This is a genomic window from Alteromonas sp. 5NS40-0096, from assembly GCF_057544385.1.
Window position 1 is genome coordinate 201,560 of the sequence record NZ_BAAJLQ010000003.1, and the last position, 18,925, is coordinate 220,484.

Sequence of the window (18,925 nt, forward strand, 5' to 3'; positions counted from 1 at the left end):
TGAGTGCTGAAACAGAGGTCTCAATTCATCAAAAACAATAATGAAGTGCATGAAAAAAGAATGAAGATTTATGAAGAATGAGTCTTAATGCAGGTTTGTATACAAATTGCGCAGTTTTGTGCACTGACGTGCAAGCTCTTTGATTGGATACTGACATCACTGAATTGAAAGCAAAGGTGAAGAGTGATGACAATCAAAAAAGTCGCGTTTAAATCATTTGGTGTTGAGTTGGTTGGTGACCTATACCTGCCTGATAACTTTGATGAATCCAAAAAATACAAAGCGATTGTTGGGGCTAGCCCGTTTCCCCAAGTCAAAGAACAGGTTCTCGCAACCTACGGTCCTGAAATGGCTAAACGAGGATTTGTGTTTCTTGGCTTTGATTATTTAGGCATGGGAGATTCCCCGGCACTACCAGGAGAGTTCAAGCAGTCGCGTTACATGTTTAGGCTGCTCGAAAACACTTGGGACGCAGTGTCATTTCTCAATACTTTACCGTATGTTGAAGAAGTCTATGGCTTGGGGGTTTGCCAAGGAGGATCGATCATCGCCTCTGCTGCAGTAACGGATCACCGAATCAAAAAGTTTGCAACGGTTTCAGGGATGATGGCTGCTGACGGTTTCCAATGGGCAGATCGAAACATGGCGAATCAAATGATCGCTGCCGCGAATACATCGGCACAACACATCTATGCGACAGGGGAGGCTGACTATACTGCACCATTTGGCCTAGATGATGAGCAGTCGAAACAAGACTATGTTGCTATTGCCGGAGAAATGGGCAGTGAAACCTATGACTACTATGGTAAAGATGGCTATCGTGGGCCCAATACCATAGAAAATTATACCAATCTGCATATTGCCGACCAGCCAATGCAATCGCTGATTTCCATTGCCGAGCACTATGCCGACAAAATCGTGCAACCTGCTCTGATTATATTCAGTAAAAGCGCTCCAACATCTGTGTGTTCTACCAACTTTATTGAGAAACTGACCAATGAGCATGAAGTAATGGAGCTGGAAAACTGTAGCCATGTAGACTTTTACTACAAGCCCGAAGCTGTCAAAACGTCAACAGATGCTGTAGCCGCTTTTTTCAATAAATCGTAAAAGCGTTGCACTTTTACTCTCCAAGAATAGGTACGCTTTAAGTGCCTATTCTCACCCTCTATTTGTTTATGTGCTAGTCGGCTAGCAAACTTTACACGCAACAGTTTTTTCAAAACGCATAAAACAACCTCCTTTTTCCTATTGCAAATTTATCGCCGTTGGATGCTTCGCAAAATGAGAATTTCAGTTTGCCAAGTGAAAACTACAGTTACTTTTACCTATCAATGACTAACGATGAAAAATCCATAAGTCACTGTATTTAAATAACTAAATATTCTGCAGGTGGATTTGTTTCACGAGCTTTGTGCGCTGGCATGTAAATTGTAATCACAGTTATAACTTTACCTTAATTGTGAGAACTTCTATGAACAAACAGTCTCAACTAGCAGTTGCGATGTTAATCGCATTCCCGTCATACAGCATGGCTAGTGATGCTTTTGACAGTTGCCCTTCACAAGCTTTTTTGATGCAAGACACCACAGCACAGCTCTACGGTGTTAACTTGGTTACGGGAAACGTAAGCCTTCTCTCGAGTAACCTCGGTACAAGCGATCGTATCAATGGCTTCGGATTCAGTAATCACGACAGATATCTATACGGTTGGGGTTACCAAAACAACACCATCGTAAAAATCGGTAATGACTACCAAATAGAGCCGTTGCCTGTAACCAATAAACCTGGCGTAAACTTTTTCGTGGGCGATGTGGCACTTTCGGAAAACGCCTACTATCTCTACAAGAAGGGCGGTAACTATGGTTTATATCGTGTTTCACTTGATGAGAATGATAGCGATTATTTGGACATGCAGCGCGTCACTGATGGTGCCTCCTTATCGATGCTAATTTATGATTTAGCATTCCACCCCACCGATGGCTATGCTTATTCTGTTGATAAGTATGGTGATTTGTATCGAATCGATGTGGTTAACGGTACTAAATCCAAAGTAAGTAATGTCGGGCAGAGAGGTACTTTCGGAGCCGTATATTTTGACCTTAATGGCACCTTTTACATTAGCCGGAACCAAGATGGGAACATCTTTAGAATCGACGTAGATGGTGATAATCCGAAGGCGGAGTTATTTGCCTATGGCCCAAGTTCGGGCAATAACGACGGAGCACGTTGCGCAATGGCGCCAATTATTGATGAATCAGTGCCACCGACAACTGACTTTGGTGATGCACCGGATAGCTACCTCACATCCTTGTCTAGCAATGGCGCAAGACACGGTATTGTTGATGGGATTCATCTAGGTAACACCATCGACGGTGAATACGATGCTCACGTTTCTCCCTACAGTGACGAAACCAGTAATGGCGATGAAGATGGCGTGAACTTTATCACTGCATTTGAAGGCGGTCTTGATAGCTTTATGCAAGTCACAGTTCAAGGCGACGGCTATTTGAGTATCTGGGTCGACTGGGATCAAGACGGTACTTTTGATGCCAAAGACCAATTGGTAGCAGATAAGAGTTTGACTACTGGTACCCATTTCATCTTTGAAGACACGCCGCTGGATGTGGCTACAGGAATCACGTGGGCTCGTGTACGTTATACAACGACATCTGGAGTAGGTCCTAGTGGTGGCGTGAATGATGGTGAAGTAGAAGACTATCGAGTAGCAGTAGTTAATTCAGGTAATAGTTTGGTGAACAATGTGCCTTACTTCTTGGCTTTTGAAGACAATTGGCCTGAAACGGGCGACTATGATTTCAATGATGTTGTCATTCGCTTGAATTCCTCGATGATTGTATCGCAAGAAAACCACGTTAAAAAACTCAGTCTCTCTGGTGAGTTAACTGCGATGGGCGCTTCATACAACAATGGTTTCGCGATTCAGCTCGAAGGTATCACCAATGAAGATATCGACACAGATACACTGAGATTTACGATTAATGGCACTGAAGTCACCACGCCATTGCTAGAAAGTGGCACTCAGAATGCGGTATTGAAAATTAGTGATGACTTGTGGAAACACGTAAACGCAGGTGGTTGTTGGTTCTTTAAGACCGAAAATGGCTGCACGTCGCAAAAAGAGTTCCAGTTCACAATCTCGCTTCAATTTACTCGAGATATCAGTGTCAATGCGTTTCCTCAGGCTCCTTACAAACCCTTTATTTTTGCAACTGAAGGGACGGAGCATGGAGAAGTGTTTGGCTCAAACCCAGGAAGAGGTTTAGAGATTCACCTCAAGAATAAAACGCCGACCTCACTAGCCAATACCAGCTACTTTGGTTTGGCAGAAGACTCAACAGATTTAGCTTCTGGCGAAACTTACCAAACAGAGAACGGATTACCTTGGGCAATAGCAATCAATGCAAGTACAAATAGTAATTGGCTACACCCAAGAGAGTATGTGGATATCTTACGCGCCTACCCTGAGTTCGCAGAATACGTAAACTCTAACGGCACCGAGAATCGCTCATGGTTCAAGGAAGCTAAGGCCGATTCAACTAAAGTTTATTCTTATTAAGGAGCTACCAATGAAACATTTATTATTCATTCCAGCGATTTTAGTGTTAGCAGCATGTGGTGGCGGCGGTGGTGGCGGCAGTGATGCGCCAGTATCAGGTGCAAACAGTTCAGGGCAGACGACGCCTCCCGCGACGACTCCGCCTCCAGCTACGACACCACCACCTAGTACAGATCCGGTATCTGATGGTGACCCAGAAGAAACGGCGGACCTTGTAAGTGATAAGACGTTTGATTTCGTTGGCAAAAACACGGTTACCCTGTCTTTGAACAACAATGCTGATGCGAAGAGAGTGTACCTGAACGTTTGCAACGACTACTCAACAGTAAACGGTGAAGTGAAAGTAGACTACAGCACATGCCAATTGCGTACGACGTTGCCAGCGGGATCTACCGCATATCAGCTGACTATTGGTGGTGATGTAGAACGTCTAGTCGCTCAAGTTTGGGCTGTCGAAGAAGGAGCTGAGCCACAAAACCATTATTGGTCCGCTACCAATGGCAATGCAAGTTGGACAATCGTTGTAAATTAAACAGCGTGTTAAAGTGTATGCGCCTGCGATTCAATCGCAGGCGTTTTTGTTTCTTCCATTTGTTCTATCGAACTAGGCGTCATTCTCTCCCGTATTTTTCATCAACCAGGCATAGGCAGTCGTAAAAGCCGGCTCTTGAAACTGCTTCAAACCCGTTTCTGAGAAAGGCACAGCGAGAGGATGCCTTCGCAAAGACTCTTTGACTTCGGTTGACCCAAAGACGACAACCTCTAGATTCTCAATGAGCTCGATTGTCGCTTCGAGTTTAAACCCAACGGCACTACCAGCGAATTTACCTTTGCTCTGGCGCTGCCGAATGATGACCGCATCTACATTGTAATCATCAGCTAATTTAGCAAAGGTGTTTTGAAAGTGCTTAAGGCCTTTCGCACTATTATCAGCCAGGGTTAAGCGACGAGTTCTGCAATCGGGAATATGAAACATATCATCAACAAGTGACAACAGGCACACAGTCGCGTCATTACTTTTTAAATCAACACCAAAGACTTTCATTCTTGTTCCTTTAAATATCCGGCTTTAAGTATATCCTTTTTCAGGCGTTGTGTTATCAGTAACGATTCGCAAATGCTGCGCGCCTGAATACGCAACGTTTATTTTAGCTCTCTGTAGCGGTTAAGATGGTTTCAAAGGTTTTTCGCCATATTCCATCCTCAAGTGTTTCTCCATACTCATTCCATTCGCCACCTGGTAGGCGCAGAAAACTTAGGCGGTTTTTTTGATCTAGTGAATAGCATCGAAACAACTGTTGTTCAAGATTACAACGATACGGGCGACTACCTCTTGCGGTAAAGGGGTTGTACCAATAGTGCTCAGCTTCTACATCGTAATAAATAACCGTGTGAATTCCATAATAGTGGTTGCCGTTTTTTGAACCATTAGCCTGGATAATCAATAAGGAATTTTGCACGTCGAACCAAACTTGTTCGTCGTCGTGATAAGTAGACTTAGTGCCATCTTTAGCAAAAGTTTGGCCACGACCTGCCCAGTGGCCAACCAAAAAACTGAGTTTTTCTATCTCAATTTGTTGCTGACTTTTTTCTTCTTCGGCCCAAGCAACAGAGAATACTCCCGCGAATAGACTAGCCAACAAAATGACTGTTCTCATTTAAAACTCCACGTATCAAATTACGTAAGCCACCTTATCAAGGCTGCTGTATGGGTGTAGCTAAAAACGTTCAAACACTTGGATTAATGGATAGAAAACAGGTTATTGAACAAATTTTAATTCCGATAGGTGAAGCGGCATTAGCGGCTCGGGCTCCGAAGTCCCGGTTACGGTCGGCATACCACGGGTGTGCTTTGATTGAATTTCAGGTACAAAAAAACCGACTTTCGTCGGTTTATGTTCACACTTAAAAGTGGTACCAGAGGCTCGGGCTTCGAATTCCCGGTTACGGTCGGCATACCACGGGTGTGCTTTGATTGAATTTCAGGCACAAAAAAACCGACTTTCGTCGGTTTATGTTCACACTTAAAAGTGGTACCAGAGGCCGGACTTGAACCGGCACACCCGCAAAGGCGGCGGATTTTGAATCCGCTGCGTCTACCAATTCCGCCACTCTGGCACTGGTAAGTGTGCTACAACGTATGTCGTTGTTAGGCTGCGAATTATAGCGGCGTGTCAGAACGAGGCAAGCATTTTTTTTGATTTTTCGATTGTTCGCTGAAAAACTGAACACCTTGGACTTTTTCTTCGCCCAACCTTCCCCCGTTTGCCAGTGAAAAATGAAGAAAGCAACGCGGAAGCGATGCCGCTCGACAATCTATTTTGCTCTCTTTCGCCTTTTTACCACCGAATTGATTTGGCTTGAAAAGTGATCGGAAACAAGAATCGAGACCTATCTTTAATGAAAGGTAAAGACAAGAGAATTTTAGCGCGTGATTTATCTCAACCAAACGGTATGATGGTGGTTGGAAATGATAATAACAATAAATTTACAAATGGAAGTAATGTGACATGGGAAATAACACACGTTTAAAATTTGGCGTCATCATCATCGCAATTTTGATTGTCGCAGGGGGCGCTTATTGGTTTAGCCTCGATAAATCGGTTCGCTATATTATTCTGAATCAACCCAGTCAGCCCAACCCTCTTTTTTGGGATACTAAGCAACGAGATGCGGCCTTTCAATCTCTGGAAATGCTCAATGCGATACCTTATACGGTTGTTAAAAAAGGGTCCGATGTTCGCTCATTAACGATAACATCCCCGCTACCTATTCCAGCCGAACAGACCGAACAATATTTTGCGCAACAACGTATCGCGGGCCTTGTTGTACTTCATAAAGGCGAGCTGGTGTACGAGCAGTACGCTCTGGGGTTGGACAACAGCCGCAAATGGACAAGCTTCTCTGTCGCTAAGTCTTTCACATCGACGCTGGTGGGCGCGGCGATCAAGGATGGTTTTATTCAAAGTTTGGATGACACAGTTGCGATGTATATTCCAGATTTAGTCGGCAGCAACTACGAAACCGTCACGATTAGGCAGCTACTTTCTATGACGTCCGGTATCGAATGGAATGAGGATTACACCGATCCCGACTCAGATGTGAATCGTTTTAATTACAGTGAACCAGAACCTGGTGTGGATGCCACAGTGAGTTACATGCGAAAGCTAGACCGAGCTCACCCCGCTGGAAGCCATTGGCGTTATAGCACAGGTGAAACCAATCTCATCGGTGTATTGTTAAGAGAAGCTACTCAACAAACACTATCCGACTACCTATCTGAAAAGATTTGGCAGCATACTGGAGCGGCGCAAGATGCGTCTTGGTTACTTGGTGCAACTGGACATGAAATTAGTGGGTGCTGTATTCAAGCTACCGTCCGTGATTATGCCTTGTTTGGTGACTTTATTCTCAACGGAGCAATGGTGGGTGGCGAATCCATTTTGCCAGAGGGATATTTGAAAGCCGCCACGACCAAACAAGCCGATATTGGTTCTGACAATGCTGGGTATGGTTACCAATGGTGGACCAATGATGATGGTACCTTCCAAGGAAGAGGTATTTTTGGCCAAGGTATATTCATCGCACCCGATGATGAGCTGGTGATTGCGGTGAACAGCAATTGGCCCGGGGCAAAAGTGCCAGAGTTATCTGCCGCTAGAATGAGTATGTATAGAGATATTCAGGCGTTGGTCAAGGCCAGTCAGTAATACGCTTTTCCAACAATAGCGTTTGGGTCAGGCTTTTATCTGTGGCACACTCTGCGCATTTACACTTAGGTACGTTTTTAAGTAGGTTTAAAATTGTCATCAGATATCAAATCCGAAACGGTAGAGCAGAATGAAGTAGGCCAAAGAGCTGGCTTTGTGCGTCGATTGGCTGCCATGGTTTATGACACGCTTGTCGCAACAGCGGTTGGTATGTGTGCCGCTATGGTTATCATTGTTGCAATGGTAGTGATGATTCACAAAGGCGTGCTAGATAATCGGGGTTTCGAACAGCCCAATGAAGCTATCCAGTCTTCTTTGCTTTACAAATCTATTATTCAAGCTTGGGTATTGATTTGGGTGACGGGGTTTTTCCTTTGGTTTTGGAAGAAAGGTGGCCAAACGTTAGGGATGCGTGCTTGGCGTTTGAGAATTTATAGTACTGTCGATGCGCCTATGACATGGGGACGATTGATTTTGCGGCTGGTAGCCTCATTGGGTGGTCTAGGTACTCTTCTTGTTTTACTGGATTTCAAAAACAAACAGTCGCTTCAAGATCGTATGGCGAAGACGGAAATGCTAGTGCTAACCAAAAACGCGAACGACCATAAAAACTGGTAGTTCGCGGTTGCGCTATCTTCGTCTCAGCAGCATCATGGCGATGCCTGCAAACAATAAACTGGGTAACAGCGCCCCTAAGAATGGGGGCAGTTGATAAACCAAACTCAAGGGGCCAAACACTTCATTTGTGATAAAGAAGCCAAAGCCTGTTAGCACGCCCATAATCACTCTTGCGCCCATGGTGACACTTCGCAATGGACCAAAGATAAACGAGAGTGCCATCAGCAGCATAACGCCCACGGACACTGGTTGTAGGATTTTTCGCCACAGCGCCAATTCATAACGGCTGGGATCTTGCGCATTATTCTCTAAATATGTCACATACCCCATCAACCCCTGAATCGACAGCGCTTCAGGTTTGACAGCAACAACACCCAATTTATCCGGTGTCAAAGTCGAGTCCCAACGTACTTCGCTTTGTTCCTCCACATCAATTTTCGATGCATTGAAACGGGTAATACTGACGTCATTAAGCCACCAAACATCACCGTCAAATCTCGCGTCTTCAGCATAAGTAATGCGCGCTAACGTCAGGTCTTGCTCAAAGTCGTAGATAGTGATTTCTTGCAGATTTTCCCGGGTCACAACTTGGCCGATACTCACGAAATTACTACCGTCTTTGGCCCAAACCAGTTGGTCGGAGGAAAATAAACTGCCCCCAGAGATGGCTTCAGTCCGTATTTCTTTCGCTTTAGCTTCACTGACAGGAGTCACGAATTCGCCTATCAACATGACAAACAAAATCATGACAGTTGCCGATTTCATTGTACTGGCAATGATATTAAAACGGCTTAATCCCGCAGCTTGCATAACTACAAGCTCGCTATTGCTGGCGAGCAGACCCATTCCAATCAGCCCGCCCAATAGCGTCGCCATAGGGAAAAACTGTTCTAGATCGCGAGGCAGGCTCAAAATCACATAAACAGCGGCAATGGTCATGTCGTAATTACCTTCACCGAGTTTACGTAATTGTTCGACAAACTTGATCAGTGCACTGAGGCCGATAAGTACCGACAGTGTGACCGTGACAGTACCGAGTAACGTTCGGGCAATGTATAAGTCTAATAATTTAAACATTAACTTTTCCCCAATAGCTTCGCGCGCAGTTGGGTACCGGTTTTCCTGTCTCTCACCAGTAGGGTCACTCCAATCACCAACATAATGCCATGCACCCACCAAAGGCCGAGCTGCGGTGGCAATTTACCATCCTCAAGCACACGTCGACTGGCCAGTAAAAGCAGGAAATAGCCGAGGTATAATAATATCGCTGGGAACATTCTACCGAAGCGGCCTTGACGAGGGTCTACAGCACTCAATGGGACGGCAATCAAGACTAAAAATGGAATTGATAACGGAATAGCGATACGCCATTGGAGCTCAGCGACGGCCTCGATCGAATCGTCATTCCACAGTTCTTGAGTCGGCAAGACTGATACTTTTCTGCGGCTTTGGGTTTGCTCTGGTTCGCTCACCTGAATTTGATACTCATCAAATGCGACGACGCGATAATCGCTTTGCGATTGGATACCTTCGTATTGCACGCCTTCTTTCAATACTAGGTTGCGCGTGCCGTCTGGGTTTTGCTGAACACTTCCCGTATCTGAATACACCACTCGGACACGTTGTTGTTCGGGATCATTATGATGTTGAGATAGAAATACGCGCTGTAAATTGTCATTTTCTGGGTCAATGTCATGTACAAAAATGACGGCTTTTTCGTTACCCGTTTGCTGGAATCTACCCGGAATAATTGCCGCTAGGCCGGCTTCTGACGTGGCCTTTTCACGCAAGCGATATTCATTCTCTGCCGCTGTTGGTGCTAAGTACAAGGTAATTACCCCTGTGACTATCATGATGAGCACAGACAAAGCTAGCATGACACGAGTGACATACCATTCACTGATCCCGCACGCACGCATAACAGTCATCTCACTGTCTACGTAGAGTCGACCATGTGCGAGCATTATCCCCAGATAGGCACTGATTGGCACTATCAGTGAGGATAGGATAGGGGCGTATAGTGCTAGGAAGCCAATCACTAGGCTGGCAGGAATATCACCGTCAGATGCGTCCCCCAATACCCTAACAAAGCGCAAGGTAATGAAGATTGCCATTAATATTAAAAATATGGCGACCTGAGATTTAAGGGTTTCCTTAAGTAAATAGCGGAATATCAGCATCTCTGGCCTACTGGAAAATTTGGATTTATAGTGAAAGAAGCCACAATTTTGAGTAAACTAAGTGTTTTTACAAGTTTTGCCTGCATTCAATAACCGTCTGCATCGAAATTTAGCGCTCGTGTCGCTCGCTTTAGGCTGTTTATACGATACATTGCGCGAAACGCCGCCAGCTTGCAAGTTTGGCTGCGTATTAAAACACAAAGCTGGGCAAAACGTTATGTGAATTTTGCTCTTTGCAGACCAGACAGATAAGAAAAACGAGGTGACATCGTGGAGTTTAGTGTAAAAAGCGGCAGCCCTGAGAAACAAAGAAGTGCCTGTATCGTGGTGGGAGTTTTCGAACCTCGTCGCTTAACATCAGTTGCAGAACAACTAGATGAAATAAGCGAAGGTTACATCAGTAACTTACTTCGTCGCGGCGATTTAGAGGGCAAAGCAGGCCAGATGCTATTGCTTCACCATGTTCCTAATGTGTTGTCAGAACGCGTGTTACTTGTTGGCTGTGGCAAAGAACGCGAGCTTGATGAGCGTCAGTACAAACAAATTATCGCCAAGACAATCAAAACGCTTAACGAGACTGGCTCAATGGAAGCGGTGTGCTTCTTAACTGAGCTACATGTAAAAGGCCGAGATACTTATTGGAAAGTCAGACAAGCGGTCGAAGCGACACAAGACTCTTTGTACACCTTTTTGCAGTTGAAAACGAAAAAAGGTGAACCTCGTAGGCCATTGCGTAAAATCGTATTCAACGTACCTACCCGTCGAGAGCTACCGGTTGGCGAACGTGCACTTGAGCATGGCTTGGCGGTATCTACGGGAATGAAAGCAACAAAAGACGTTGCTAACATGCCACCAAATATCTGTAACCCAGCCTATTTACTCGAACAAGCTCAAGCGCTTGCTGCGGCGCACGATTCTATTTCGATCGAAAGCGTTAATGAAGCGCAAATGGCAGAGTTGGGAATGAACTCTTACCTCGCAGTTGGCCGAGGTTCTCATAACGAATCTATCATGAGTATCATGCACCACAGGGGCGGTAAAGATGATGAAGCGCCAATTGTGCTTGTTGGTAAGGGGCTAACTTTCGATTCAGGCGGTATTTCATTGAAACCAGGCGAAGGCATGGACGAAATGAAATACGACATGGGGGGCGCGGCTTCAGTTCTTGGTGTTATGCACGCCGTGGCCGAACTGAACCTACCTATCAATGTTATTGGTATTATGGCCGGATGTGAAAACATGCCTGATGCCAACAGTTACCGCCCTGGTGATATTCTCACTACTATGTCTGGGCAAACGGTTGAAGTGCTTAACACCGACGCTGAGGGCCGCCTAGTATTGTGTGATGCGCTAACTTACGTTGAACGCTACGATCCTGAATTGGTCGTAGACATTGCCACATTAACGGGGGCTTGTATCATCGCACTTGGCCATCATGCCAGCGGTTTGATGAGTGCACATAACCCATTAGCTCATGAACTCATCAATGCGTCTGAGCAAAGCTCTGACCGTGCGTGGCGTTTACCTTTGTGGGATGAATACCAAGAGCAATTAGAAAGCCCGTTTGCCGATATGACAAACTTGGGTGGCCGCCCAGCAGGTACGGTAACCGCCGCTTGCTTCTTGTCTCGTTTCACCAAAAAATACAACTGGGCGCACTTGGATATCGCTGGTACTGCATGGCGCAGTGGCAAAAACAAAGGTGCGACAGGCCGTCCTGTACCTATGTTGACTCAATTCTTAATGAATCGAGCTGGTGTGGCCCAAGAGGACTAAGCGCTAATGACGCAAGTCGTTTTTTATCAGCTGGCTGATGATAATCAGCTAGCTGAACAAGTATGTGAAATCGCTGCTAAAGCTTTCTCCCAGAAGCAAAAGCTTCTTGTTTATTGTGCCTCGCAGAAAGAAGCCGAGCAGGTCGACGAGTTGTTATGGCAGTTTCCCGCTGACAGATTCATTCCACACAACCTGTATGGCGAAGGGCCTGCAGCTGGCACACCACTGGAGATTTGCTGGTCTGCTGAACAATTGAGTCGCCGTGCACTTGTAGTCAATATGAGCGCAGAAGTCATTCAAGCTCATAGCCAGTACCAAAAAATTATAGATTTTGTGCCGCAAGCTGAAGAAGCGAAACAAGCGGCACGTCTTCGTTACAAACAATATCAACAAGCGAGATGCCAGATGCAATTCCTCGCTGTTGGTCAATGAGAGAAATCATGGATAAAACCTTTAATCCACAAACTATTGAACAGGCAACTTACCAAAATTGGGAAGAGAAAGGCTATTTCAAGCCATCTGGTCAAGGTGAATCTTATTCCATTATGATTCCGCCACCGAATGTGACTGGCAGCCTGCATATGGGCCACGCATTCCAAGATACCATTATGGATACGCTGATTCGGTACAAGCGTATGTCTGGCAACAATACATTGTGGCAAGTTGGTACTGACCATGCTGGCATTGCGACGCAAATGGTTGTTGAACGCAAGCTTGCTGCTGAAGAACAGAAAACTCGCCATGATTTGGGCAGAGACGAGTTCATCAAACGTATCTGGGACTGGAAAGGCGAATCAGGTGGCACGATCACTAAGCAACTTCGCCGTCTAGGCGCGTCTGTTGATTGGGAACGCGAACGTTTTACCATGGATGAGGGACTGTCCAGCGCAGTAAAAGAGGTCTTTGTCCGTTTGTACCAAGACGACCTGATTTATCGTGGCAAGCGCTTGGTAAATTGGGACCCTAAACTTCACACTGCCATTTCGGACCTTGAAGTCGAAAACAAAGACAAAAAAGGAAAAATGTGGCACTTCCGCTATCCGTTAGCGGACGGCGTGAAAACCAAAGATGGCAAAGATTATATCGTTGTTGCGACCACTCGCCCTGAGACTATGCTCGGCGATACAGGGGTTGCGGTTAACCCGAATGACGAACGCTATCAGGACTTGATTGGCAAAGCGATTCTGTTGCCATTGGTCAATCGCCGTATTCCGATCGTTGCCGATGAACACGCCGATATGGAGAAGGGCACGGGGTGCGTAAAAATCACCCCAGCTCATGACTTCAACGACAATGAGGTAGGTAAGCGCCACCAATTGCCGATGATCAATATCTTTGACAAGGACGCGGCAATTCTCGCTGCTGGTGAGAGTTACACGTTTGATGGCAAACCTTTTGATTTAGATGCCCCTATCCCTGAAGACCTTCACGGCCTTGACCGATTTGAGGCGCGTAAAGCAGTTGTTGCACAGTTCGAAACATTGGGCTTACTAGAAGCCATTGAAGAAAATGCGATGACCCAGCCGTACGGCGACCGCTCAGGTGTAGTGATTGAGCCTCTGTTAACCGACCAATGGTACGTTCGTGTTGGTCCTTTGGCTGAACCAGCTCGTCAGGCGGTTGAAAACGGCGATATCCAGTTTGTGCCAAAACAATACGAGAATATGTATTTCTCATGGATGAATGACATACAAGATTGGTGTATCTCACGCCAGCTTTGGTGGGGTCACAGAATTCCTGCTTGGTATGATAGCGAAGGCAATGTATACGTTGGTCGTGATGAGTCTGAAGTGCGTGCGCAATACGAGTTGGCAGAGGACGTAGTTCTGAGTCAGGACGAAGACGTGCTTGATACTTGGTTCTCCTCGGCCTTATGGACCTTCTCTACATTGGGGTGGCCAGAGAATACCGAAGACCTGAAAGTTTTCCATCCGTCAGATGTGTTGGTCACTGGATTCGACATTATCTTTTTCTGGGTAGCGCGCATGATTATGATGACGCTGCACTTTATTAAAGATGAAAATGGTAAGTCACAAGTGCCGTTCAAAACGGTGTATGTTACTGGGCTGATTCGCGATGAAAATGGCGATAAGATGTCTAAGTCGAAAGGAAATGTGCTCGACCCCATCGATATGATTGATGGTATTGACCTTGAAAGCTTAGTGACGAAACGCACTGGCAACATGATGCAGCCACAGCTTGCCAAAAAGATTGAAAAGAATACGCGGAAGACGTTTGAAAAAGGTATCGAAGCACATGGTACTGACGCACTGCGCTTTACTTTAGCAGCAATGGCCTCTACTGGACGCGATATCAATTGGGATATGAACCGTCTAGAGGGTTACCGCAATTTCTGTAATAAACTTTGGAATGCAAGCCGCTACGTTCTGATGAACACAGAAGAACACGATTGTGGATTCAGTGAATCGACGGATGATCTCGCGTTTTCATTAGCGGACCGTTGGATACAAGGTCAGTTGCAAAATACGATAAAAACGTATCGAGATCACCTTGATAACTATCGTTTCGACTTGGCTGCCAATACGATGTATGAGTTTACATGGAATCAGTTCTGTGACTGGTACCTAGAATTGACCAAGCCAGTATTGTTCAAAGGTACTGAAGCGCAACAAAAAGCCACTCGCCGTACGTTAATTAGCGTGCTGGAGACGCTGTTGCGATTGATGCATCCTTTGATGCCTTACATCACAGAAACTATCTGGAAGAGCGTGGCACCCATTGCAGGAATTGAAGCCGATACGATCATGCTTCAAGCGTTCCCTGAATTCGACGAGACCTTGGTAGACCAACAAGCGATAGATGACTTGGAATGGGTCAAACAGTTTGTTGTTGGCATCCGTAACATTCGTGGGGAAATGGACATTGCGCCAAGCAAGCCGCTATCGGTTTTGCTTAAGAACGTGAGTGACAATGATCAGCGTCGCTTAGATCAAAATGCTAACTTCTTGCAAGCCATGGCGAAGCTCGAGGACATTCGAGTACTTGCGGCCGATGAAGAGGCACCAGCGTCGTCGACAACCTTGGTTGGTGAAATGGAAATCCTGATACCTATGGCTGGTTTGATTGATAAAGAAGCAGAGCTGGCTCGTATCGCCAAGGCGATGGAGAAAATAGATAAGGATGTACAGCGCACCAAGGGTAAGTTGTCTAATGAGAAGTTTGTGAGCAACGCGCCTGAAGCGGTTATCGAAAAAGAGCGTGCTAAGCTTGCCGACGCTGAGATGCAATTGGCGAAGTTACAAGAGCAACAAGCGACAATCAGTGCCCTCTAAACGAGCTGATATCGATAAAAAAGCCGCCATTCAGGCGGCTTTTTTGTGTCTCACAATTGTCAATTTTATACCGAGCTCACTTTCAAGTATTGCGTAAGTTTTTTGACGATAGCGTCCCGTTTTATGGGCTTAGTGAGGTAATCATCCATGCCAGCAATTTTGGCTTTCTCACTATCTTGTTTCATGGCGTTGGCTGATAAACCTATAATAGGCAAAGACGAGAAGCCTTTCTCTCGCAGTGTTTTTGTGGCCTCGTACCCGTCCATCACCGGCATTTGAACATCCATCAGGACGAGGTCATAATGAGGTGCATTTTCGATTTTGGTCACAGCCTGCTGCCCGTCTTCTGCGATATCAAAGGTAAGCCCTATAGATTGCAGCATTTCACCCGTCACAATTTGGTTGATATTGTTGTCTTCCACCAACAATATATGGCCGTCTAGACGTTGACCGTCATCCGCAGTGGCATTACCCGGTTCTTCGAGCTCTCTGATACCCATGACAGATTCTATAAACTGAATAAACTGACTTGGGCTGAATGGGTGCATCAACATGGCATAGGGCCATTTGCTATTTATTTTGTCCTGCATTTGCGAAGTTTGTGTATCAACAATCAGCCCTGCCTTCGTTTGTTCTAAATCGAGCTGTTCAATGACAGGGAGTAGAGATTTAAATTCACCGTAATCGTCGACACCAATGAGGATACATTCAGGTAGTTGGACGACATCGGTTAGCGCCGATAATGGCGTCGGGCTGGACGACACCCCAAGAGCTCTGGCGTAATCTTGAGATAGTAGAGGCTTGTTTGAAACCATTAGCGTATCTGAGGGAAGGGTAGGCAATGACGCTAACATTGCGGTTTGGCCTTTGAAGACTCGCAATGGAATATTAACCGTAAACGTGCTCCCTTCACCCTGATTCGATTTTACCGTTAGGTCTCCATTCATCAGTTCGATCAGTTGCTTCACAATGGCTAAGCCTAAACCCGTGCCACCGTATTTGCGATTGGTAGAGCCGTCAGCTTGAATAAAGGGTTGAAAGATGCGACTCACCTGCACCTTCGACATGCCAATACCACTGTCAATGATGTCAATTTGCAAATCAATCGCATTGCCTTTGGCATTCATTTTTCCATCAAAACGGATGGTGACACCGCCTTGCTCGGTAAATTTAACGGCGTTACTGCACAGGTTCATAAGAATTTGAGATATTCGCAACGGATCGCCAATGACTTGTTGAGGAATGTGTTGCGCAATTTCTAAATGGATACTGAGGTTTTTCTCCTGTGCACGCATGGCAATCACGGCAAGCAAGTTGTCGAATAAAGAATGAAGTGAAAAACTCACATTTTCGATTTCCATTTTGCCCGCTTCTATTTTCGAAAAGTCGAGAATGTCATTGATCACACTCATCAATATCTGACTTGAGTAACTCACTTTTTCGATATAGGTTTTCAAGACTGTCGACATGGGCTGCTTTTGGGCGAGGTCAATTAGGCCGATGATGCCGTTCATTGGTGTACGTATTTCATGGCTCATGTTCGCCAGAAAGATACTTTTTGATATCGTTGCTTGCTCAGCGCGTTGCTTAGATTCGGCGAGCTCTTTGTTAAGCTGCTCCTGCTTGACGTTTAACTCTTGTGCGTTTATTAACAAATGCTCGGTTTGCTTATTTTTATCTCTAAATACATTCGCCGCTTTGGCAAGTTGGCCAACTTCGTCTTTTCTGTCTAAACCGGGAATCGCTTTTATTTTGGCGTCGTTAGTCAGTTTGATAAATACATCAGTAATGTTACGGATGGGGATTAACACCCGATACACAGTAAACAATGCGGTAAGCAGTGCTAATACAATACCGATAAACGTGAACAAATTCCCTTTTTTACGCGCATCTGTCGTACTCTGACTGATTTTGCTATTTACTGTTTGTGTGCGTTCACTTACTTCGTCAACCAACTCTCCACTGAGGTACAGAAATTCATTGGCAGTACCTGCCATCACAACATTGATTAAAAATGAGTTTCCTTGAATCAGCTGAGTCAGTTGGAAAAATCGCTCTTGGGCATCGTCTAATTCCGCCTCTATTCCCGTAGGAAAGTCATCGACGTCATGGTCCATTAAGGATTGGCGAATTGCACCAATTGCTGTATTAAACTCTTCAACAAACTGAAAATCAGGTGTGTTCAGGTATTTAAATATGGCTAACTCGGCCTGAGTGATACGCGTGTGCATTTGTTCTTTGCTAATGACAAGTTGGCCATCTCGCGGAGACCAGTTTTCTACTGACCATTTGAGGTTGTCTAAATTGGCAAGTGAACCTGATGCAATCATGCCATCCTGTTTGTTTCGAGTTTCTACAACGGCAATGAAATTGTCTTGGTATTCGGCAAGGTGTTTGCGCATTAAAACGACAATATTTTCTTCTTCTAATTCAGGTTGCTGGAAGAAGACGGATGACTCCAAAACGTCGAGTTTTCTCGAAATTTCAGTCATCAAGCTTTGAAATCTGCTGACAGCCGTAGGACTTGCCGAATCTTTGAAGACCAATACATTCTTTTGCAGGTCAATGACATCCCGCTCAAGTTCTCGGGCCAGCCCTACGTCAGCAATAGCGCCTTGGGTGAGTTGCAACCCGTCTTTTAACGTGGAGAGGTTAGTACGCCCAACGATACCTTGCATTAACAGTAAGGTGACTAAACCTGCAAGCACTAGGGAAAGTTGAACACGGATTGATCTAAACATTAAGACGCAACCCTGAATAAACAGATAGGTTTTGAACGGCGCGATCGAGAAAGCAAAATGCCTCAGTTTGGACTATTGGGCAAGAGTCGTTTAGACGAGCAAAGTGAAGCGCGGCTTGGTGACAATTCCACCTTGTCATTGATGTTCGATCCGTGTGTTTTTGGTCTTTACCTACTATTTTGGCAGTAAATCGAGCGACTTACCAATTTGCTTTTAGAAGAATGTCACAGGGGGATGGAAAAGAAAAGGGCTAGTCGCGCTAGCCCGTTTGTGATGCCTTATTTTTGCCTGCGGCGAAAGACGGCAACGAGGCCCAATCCCAAGGCTAGAGTCCAGCCAATGCTGCCGCCATATTCTTCTACGACAACGACCGTACTTTGCCCTGAATCCTCAAACGTCTTACTTTCCAGACTGAGAAAGGCTAGATCCGCGTCCTCTATACCGTCGGTGTAAGCCAATAACGTGTCGTCAACTGCATCATATATCTCAATCATGACTTCATAATCATCTGGAGCAAAACCAGAGACCAGTTCACTATCAACGATCAAACTATCTGAAGAACTATCACCATAGATGTCAAAGGTTTCAGATACGTGAATCGGGTCAAATACATCATTTCTTCCCAGGTAGACAATCGCATAGACAGGTACATGTTCATATACGGTGTCGACGTCGAACTCCACACTAAACTCAGAATAAAACCCATCAAAGTCGTCGTCATAATTTAGCGTAACCCAGCTATCAAAAATCCAAACATTTTCGTTGGGTACGAAACTACTTTTTCTCTGAATACTGGATAATTGGGCCAGTTTGTTTTGCGCAGACGCACTGTTTTTGCCAGCCGTCGCCTTTAGTTCCTGATCGAACTGTGAGACTTTGATATTCACCACTTTCTGCTCAGACGTGGTTGATTCTGCATAGGCTGAAGCCATAAGGGTTGCGCTGAGAGCCGTTGCGCTTAGCGCCATTTGAAAGTAGTTCATAGTCGTATCCTTCTCTTTGAGGTTGAGTTAAGGATGCGGCCTGT

Annotated in this window: 15 protein-coding genes and 1 tRNA gene; 9 read left to right on the forward strand and 7 right to left on the reverse strand. The window is 45.4% G+C overall.

Annotation, left to right across the window (positions count from 1 at the left end; translation table 11 throughout):
• Positions 1-186 precede the first annotated feature (186 nt).
• The 3 genes from AC27G9_RS10810 (at position 187) to AC27G9_RS10820 (ending at position 4,112) form a co-directional block, all read left to right on the forward strand.
• Positions 187-1,110 carry an alpha/beta hydrolase gene (locus tag AC27G9_RS10810; protein WP_487074016.1) on the forward strand — a complete coding sequence of 308 codons (924 nt, stop codon included), beginning with the start codon at positions 187-189 and terminating at the stop codon, positions 1,108-1,110.
• Positions 1,111-1,474: 364 nt separating this feature from the next.
• Complete coding sequence (locus tag AC27G9_RS10815; protein ID WP_487074018.1) at positions 1,475-3,580, forward strand: LruC domain-containing protein; 2,106 nt, start codon at positions 1,475-1,477, stop codon at positions 3,578-3,580.
• A 10-nt stretch (positions 3,581-3,590) separates the two neighbouring features.
• Positions 3,591-4,112, forward strand: coding sequence for a hypothetical protein (locus AC27G9_RS10820; protein ID WP_487074020.1), 522 nt, complete (start codon positions 3,591-3,593; stop codon positions 4,110-4,112).
• A 72-nt stretch (positions 4,113-4,184) separates the two neighbouring features.
• On the opposite strand, the gene AC27G9_RS10825 is transcribed toward AC27G9_RS10820, so the two are convergent.
• The 3 genes from AC27G9_RS10825 to AC27G9_RS10835 form a co-directional block, all read right to left on the reverse strand.
• A complete protein-coding gene (locus AC27G9_RS10825; RefSeq protein WP_487074022.1) occupies positions 4,185-4,625 on the reverse strand; it encodes a DUF3010 family protein in 441 nt (146 codons plus the stop codon).
• A gap of 103 nt (positions 4,626-4,728) precedes the next feature.
• Positions 4,729-5,238 (reverse strand): hypothetical protein, encoded by a 510-nt coding sequence (locus AC27G9_RS10830; protein ID WP_487074024.1) that lies wholly within the window; start codon positions 5,236-5,238, stop codon positions 4,729-4,731.
• A gap of 373 nt (positions 5,239-5,611) precedes the next feature.
• A tRNA-Leu gene (locus AC27G9_RS10835) sits at positions 5,612-5,698 on the reverse strand.
• A 392-nt stretch (positions 5,699-6,090) separates the two neighbouring features.
• On the opposite strand from AC27G9_RS10835, the gene AC27G9_RS10840 reads away from it, so the two are divergent.
• Entirely contained in the window at positions 6,091-7,290 is a 1,200-nt protein-coding gene (locus AC27G9_RS10840; RefSeq protein ID WP_487074026.1) for a serine hydrolase domain-containing protein, read from the forward strand.
• A gap of 174 nt (positions 7,291-7,464) precedes the next feature.
• Complete coding sequence (locus AC27G9_RS10845) at positions 7,465-7,908, forward strand: RDD family protein (protein ID WP_487074671.1); 444 nt, start codon at positions 7,465-7,467, stop codon at positions 7,906-7,908.
• A 12-nt stretch (positions 7,909-7,920) separates the two neighbouring features.
• On the opposite strand, the gene lptG is transcribed toward AC27G9_RS10845, so the two are convergent.
• On the reverse strand, positions 7,921-8,985 hold the full coding sequence (lptG, locus tag AC27G9_RS10850; RefSeq protein ID WP_487074028.1) for an LPS export ABC transporter permease LptG: 1,065 nt from the start codon (positions 8,983-8,985) through the stop codon (positions 7,921-7,923).
• Entirely contained in the window at positions 8,985-10,088 is a 1,104-nt protein-coding gene (lptF, locus tag AC27G9_RS10855) for an LPS export ABC transporter permease LptF (protein WP_487074030.1), read from the reverse strand. The genes lptG and lptF overlap by 1 nt, the downstream gene beginning before the upstream one ends.
• Before the next feature lie 270 nt (positions 10,089-10,358).
• Here lptF and pepA point away from each other — a divergent pair, with 270 nt between their 5' ends.
• The 3 genes from pepA to AC27G9_RS10870 are packed head-to-tail and all read left to right on the forward strand — an operon-like array spanning position 10,359 to position 15,157.
• On the forward strand, positions 10,359-11,864 hold the full coding sequence (pepA, locus tag AC27G9_RS10860) for a leucyl aminopeptidase (RefSeq protein ID WP_487074032.1): 1,506 nt from the start codon (positions 10,359-10,361) through the stop codon (positions 11,862-11,864).
• Between the two features lie 6 nt (positions 11,865-11,870).
• On the forward strand, positions 11,871-12,296 hold the full coding sequence (locus AC27G9_RS10865; protein WP_487074034.1) for a DNA polymerase III subunit chi: 426 nt from the start codon (positions 11,871-11,873) through the stop codon (positions 12,294-12,296).
• Positions 12,297-12,304: 8 nt separating this feature from the next.
• The gene (locus AC27G9_RS10870) at positions 12,305-15,157 is read left to right on the forward strand and encodes a valine--tRNA ligase (RefSeq protein ID WP_487074036.1); all 2,853 of its coding nucleotides are present in this window, start codon (positions 12,305-12,307) and stop codon (positions 15,155-15,157) included.
• Between the two features lie 65 nt (positions 15,158-15,222).
• Here AC27G9_RS10870 and AC27G9_RS10875 read toward each other — a convergent pair whose 3' ends face one another.
• Positions 15,223-17,898 carry a hybrid sensor histidine kinase/response regulator gene (locus AC27G9_RS10875; RefSeq protein ID WP_487074038.1) on the reverse strand — a complete coding sequence of 892 codons (2,676 nt, stop codon included), beginning with the start codon at positions 17,896-17,898 and terminating at the stop codon, positions 15,223-15,225.
• 57 nt (positions 17,899-17,955) lie between these two features.
• On the opposite strand from AC27G9_RS10875, the gene AC27G9_RS10880 reads away from it, so the two are divergent.
• The gene (locus AC27G9_RS10880) at positions 17,956-18,087 is read left to right on the forward strand and encodes a hypothetical protein (protein WP_487074040.1); all 132 of its coding nucleotides are present in this window, start codon (positions 17,956-17,958) and stop codon (positions 18,085-18,087) included.
• A gap of 89 nt (positions 18,088-18,176) precedes the next feature.
• Here AC27G9_RS10880 and AC27G9_RS10885 read toward each other — a convergent pair whose 3' ends face one another.
• Positions 18,177-18,881, reverse strand: coding sequence for a choice-of-anchor H family protein (locus tag AC27G9_RS10885; RefSeq protein WP_487074042.1), 705 nt, complete (start codon positions 18,879-18,881; stop codon positions 18,177-18,179).
• Positions 18,882-18,925 lie beyond the last annotated feature (44 nt).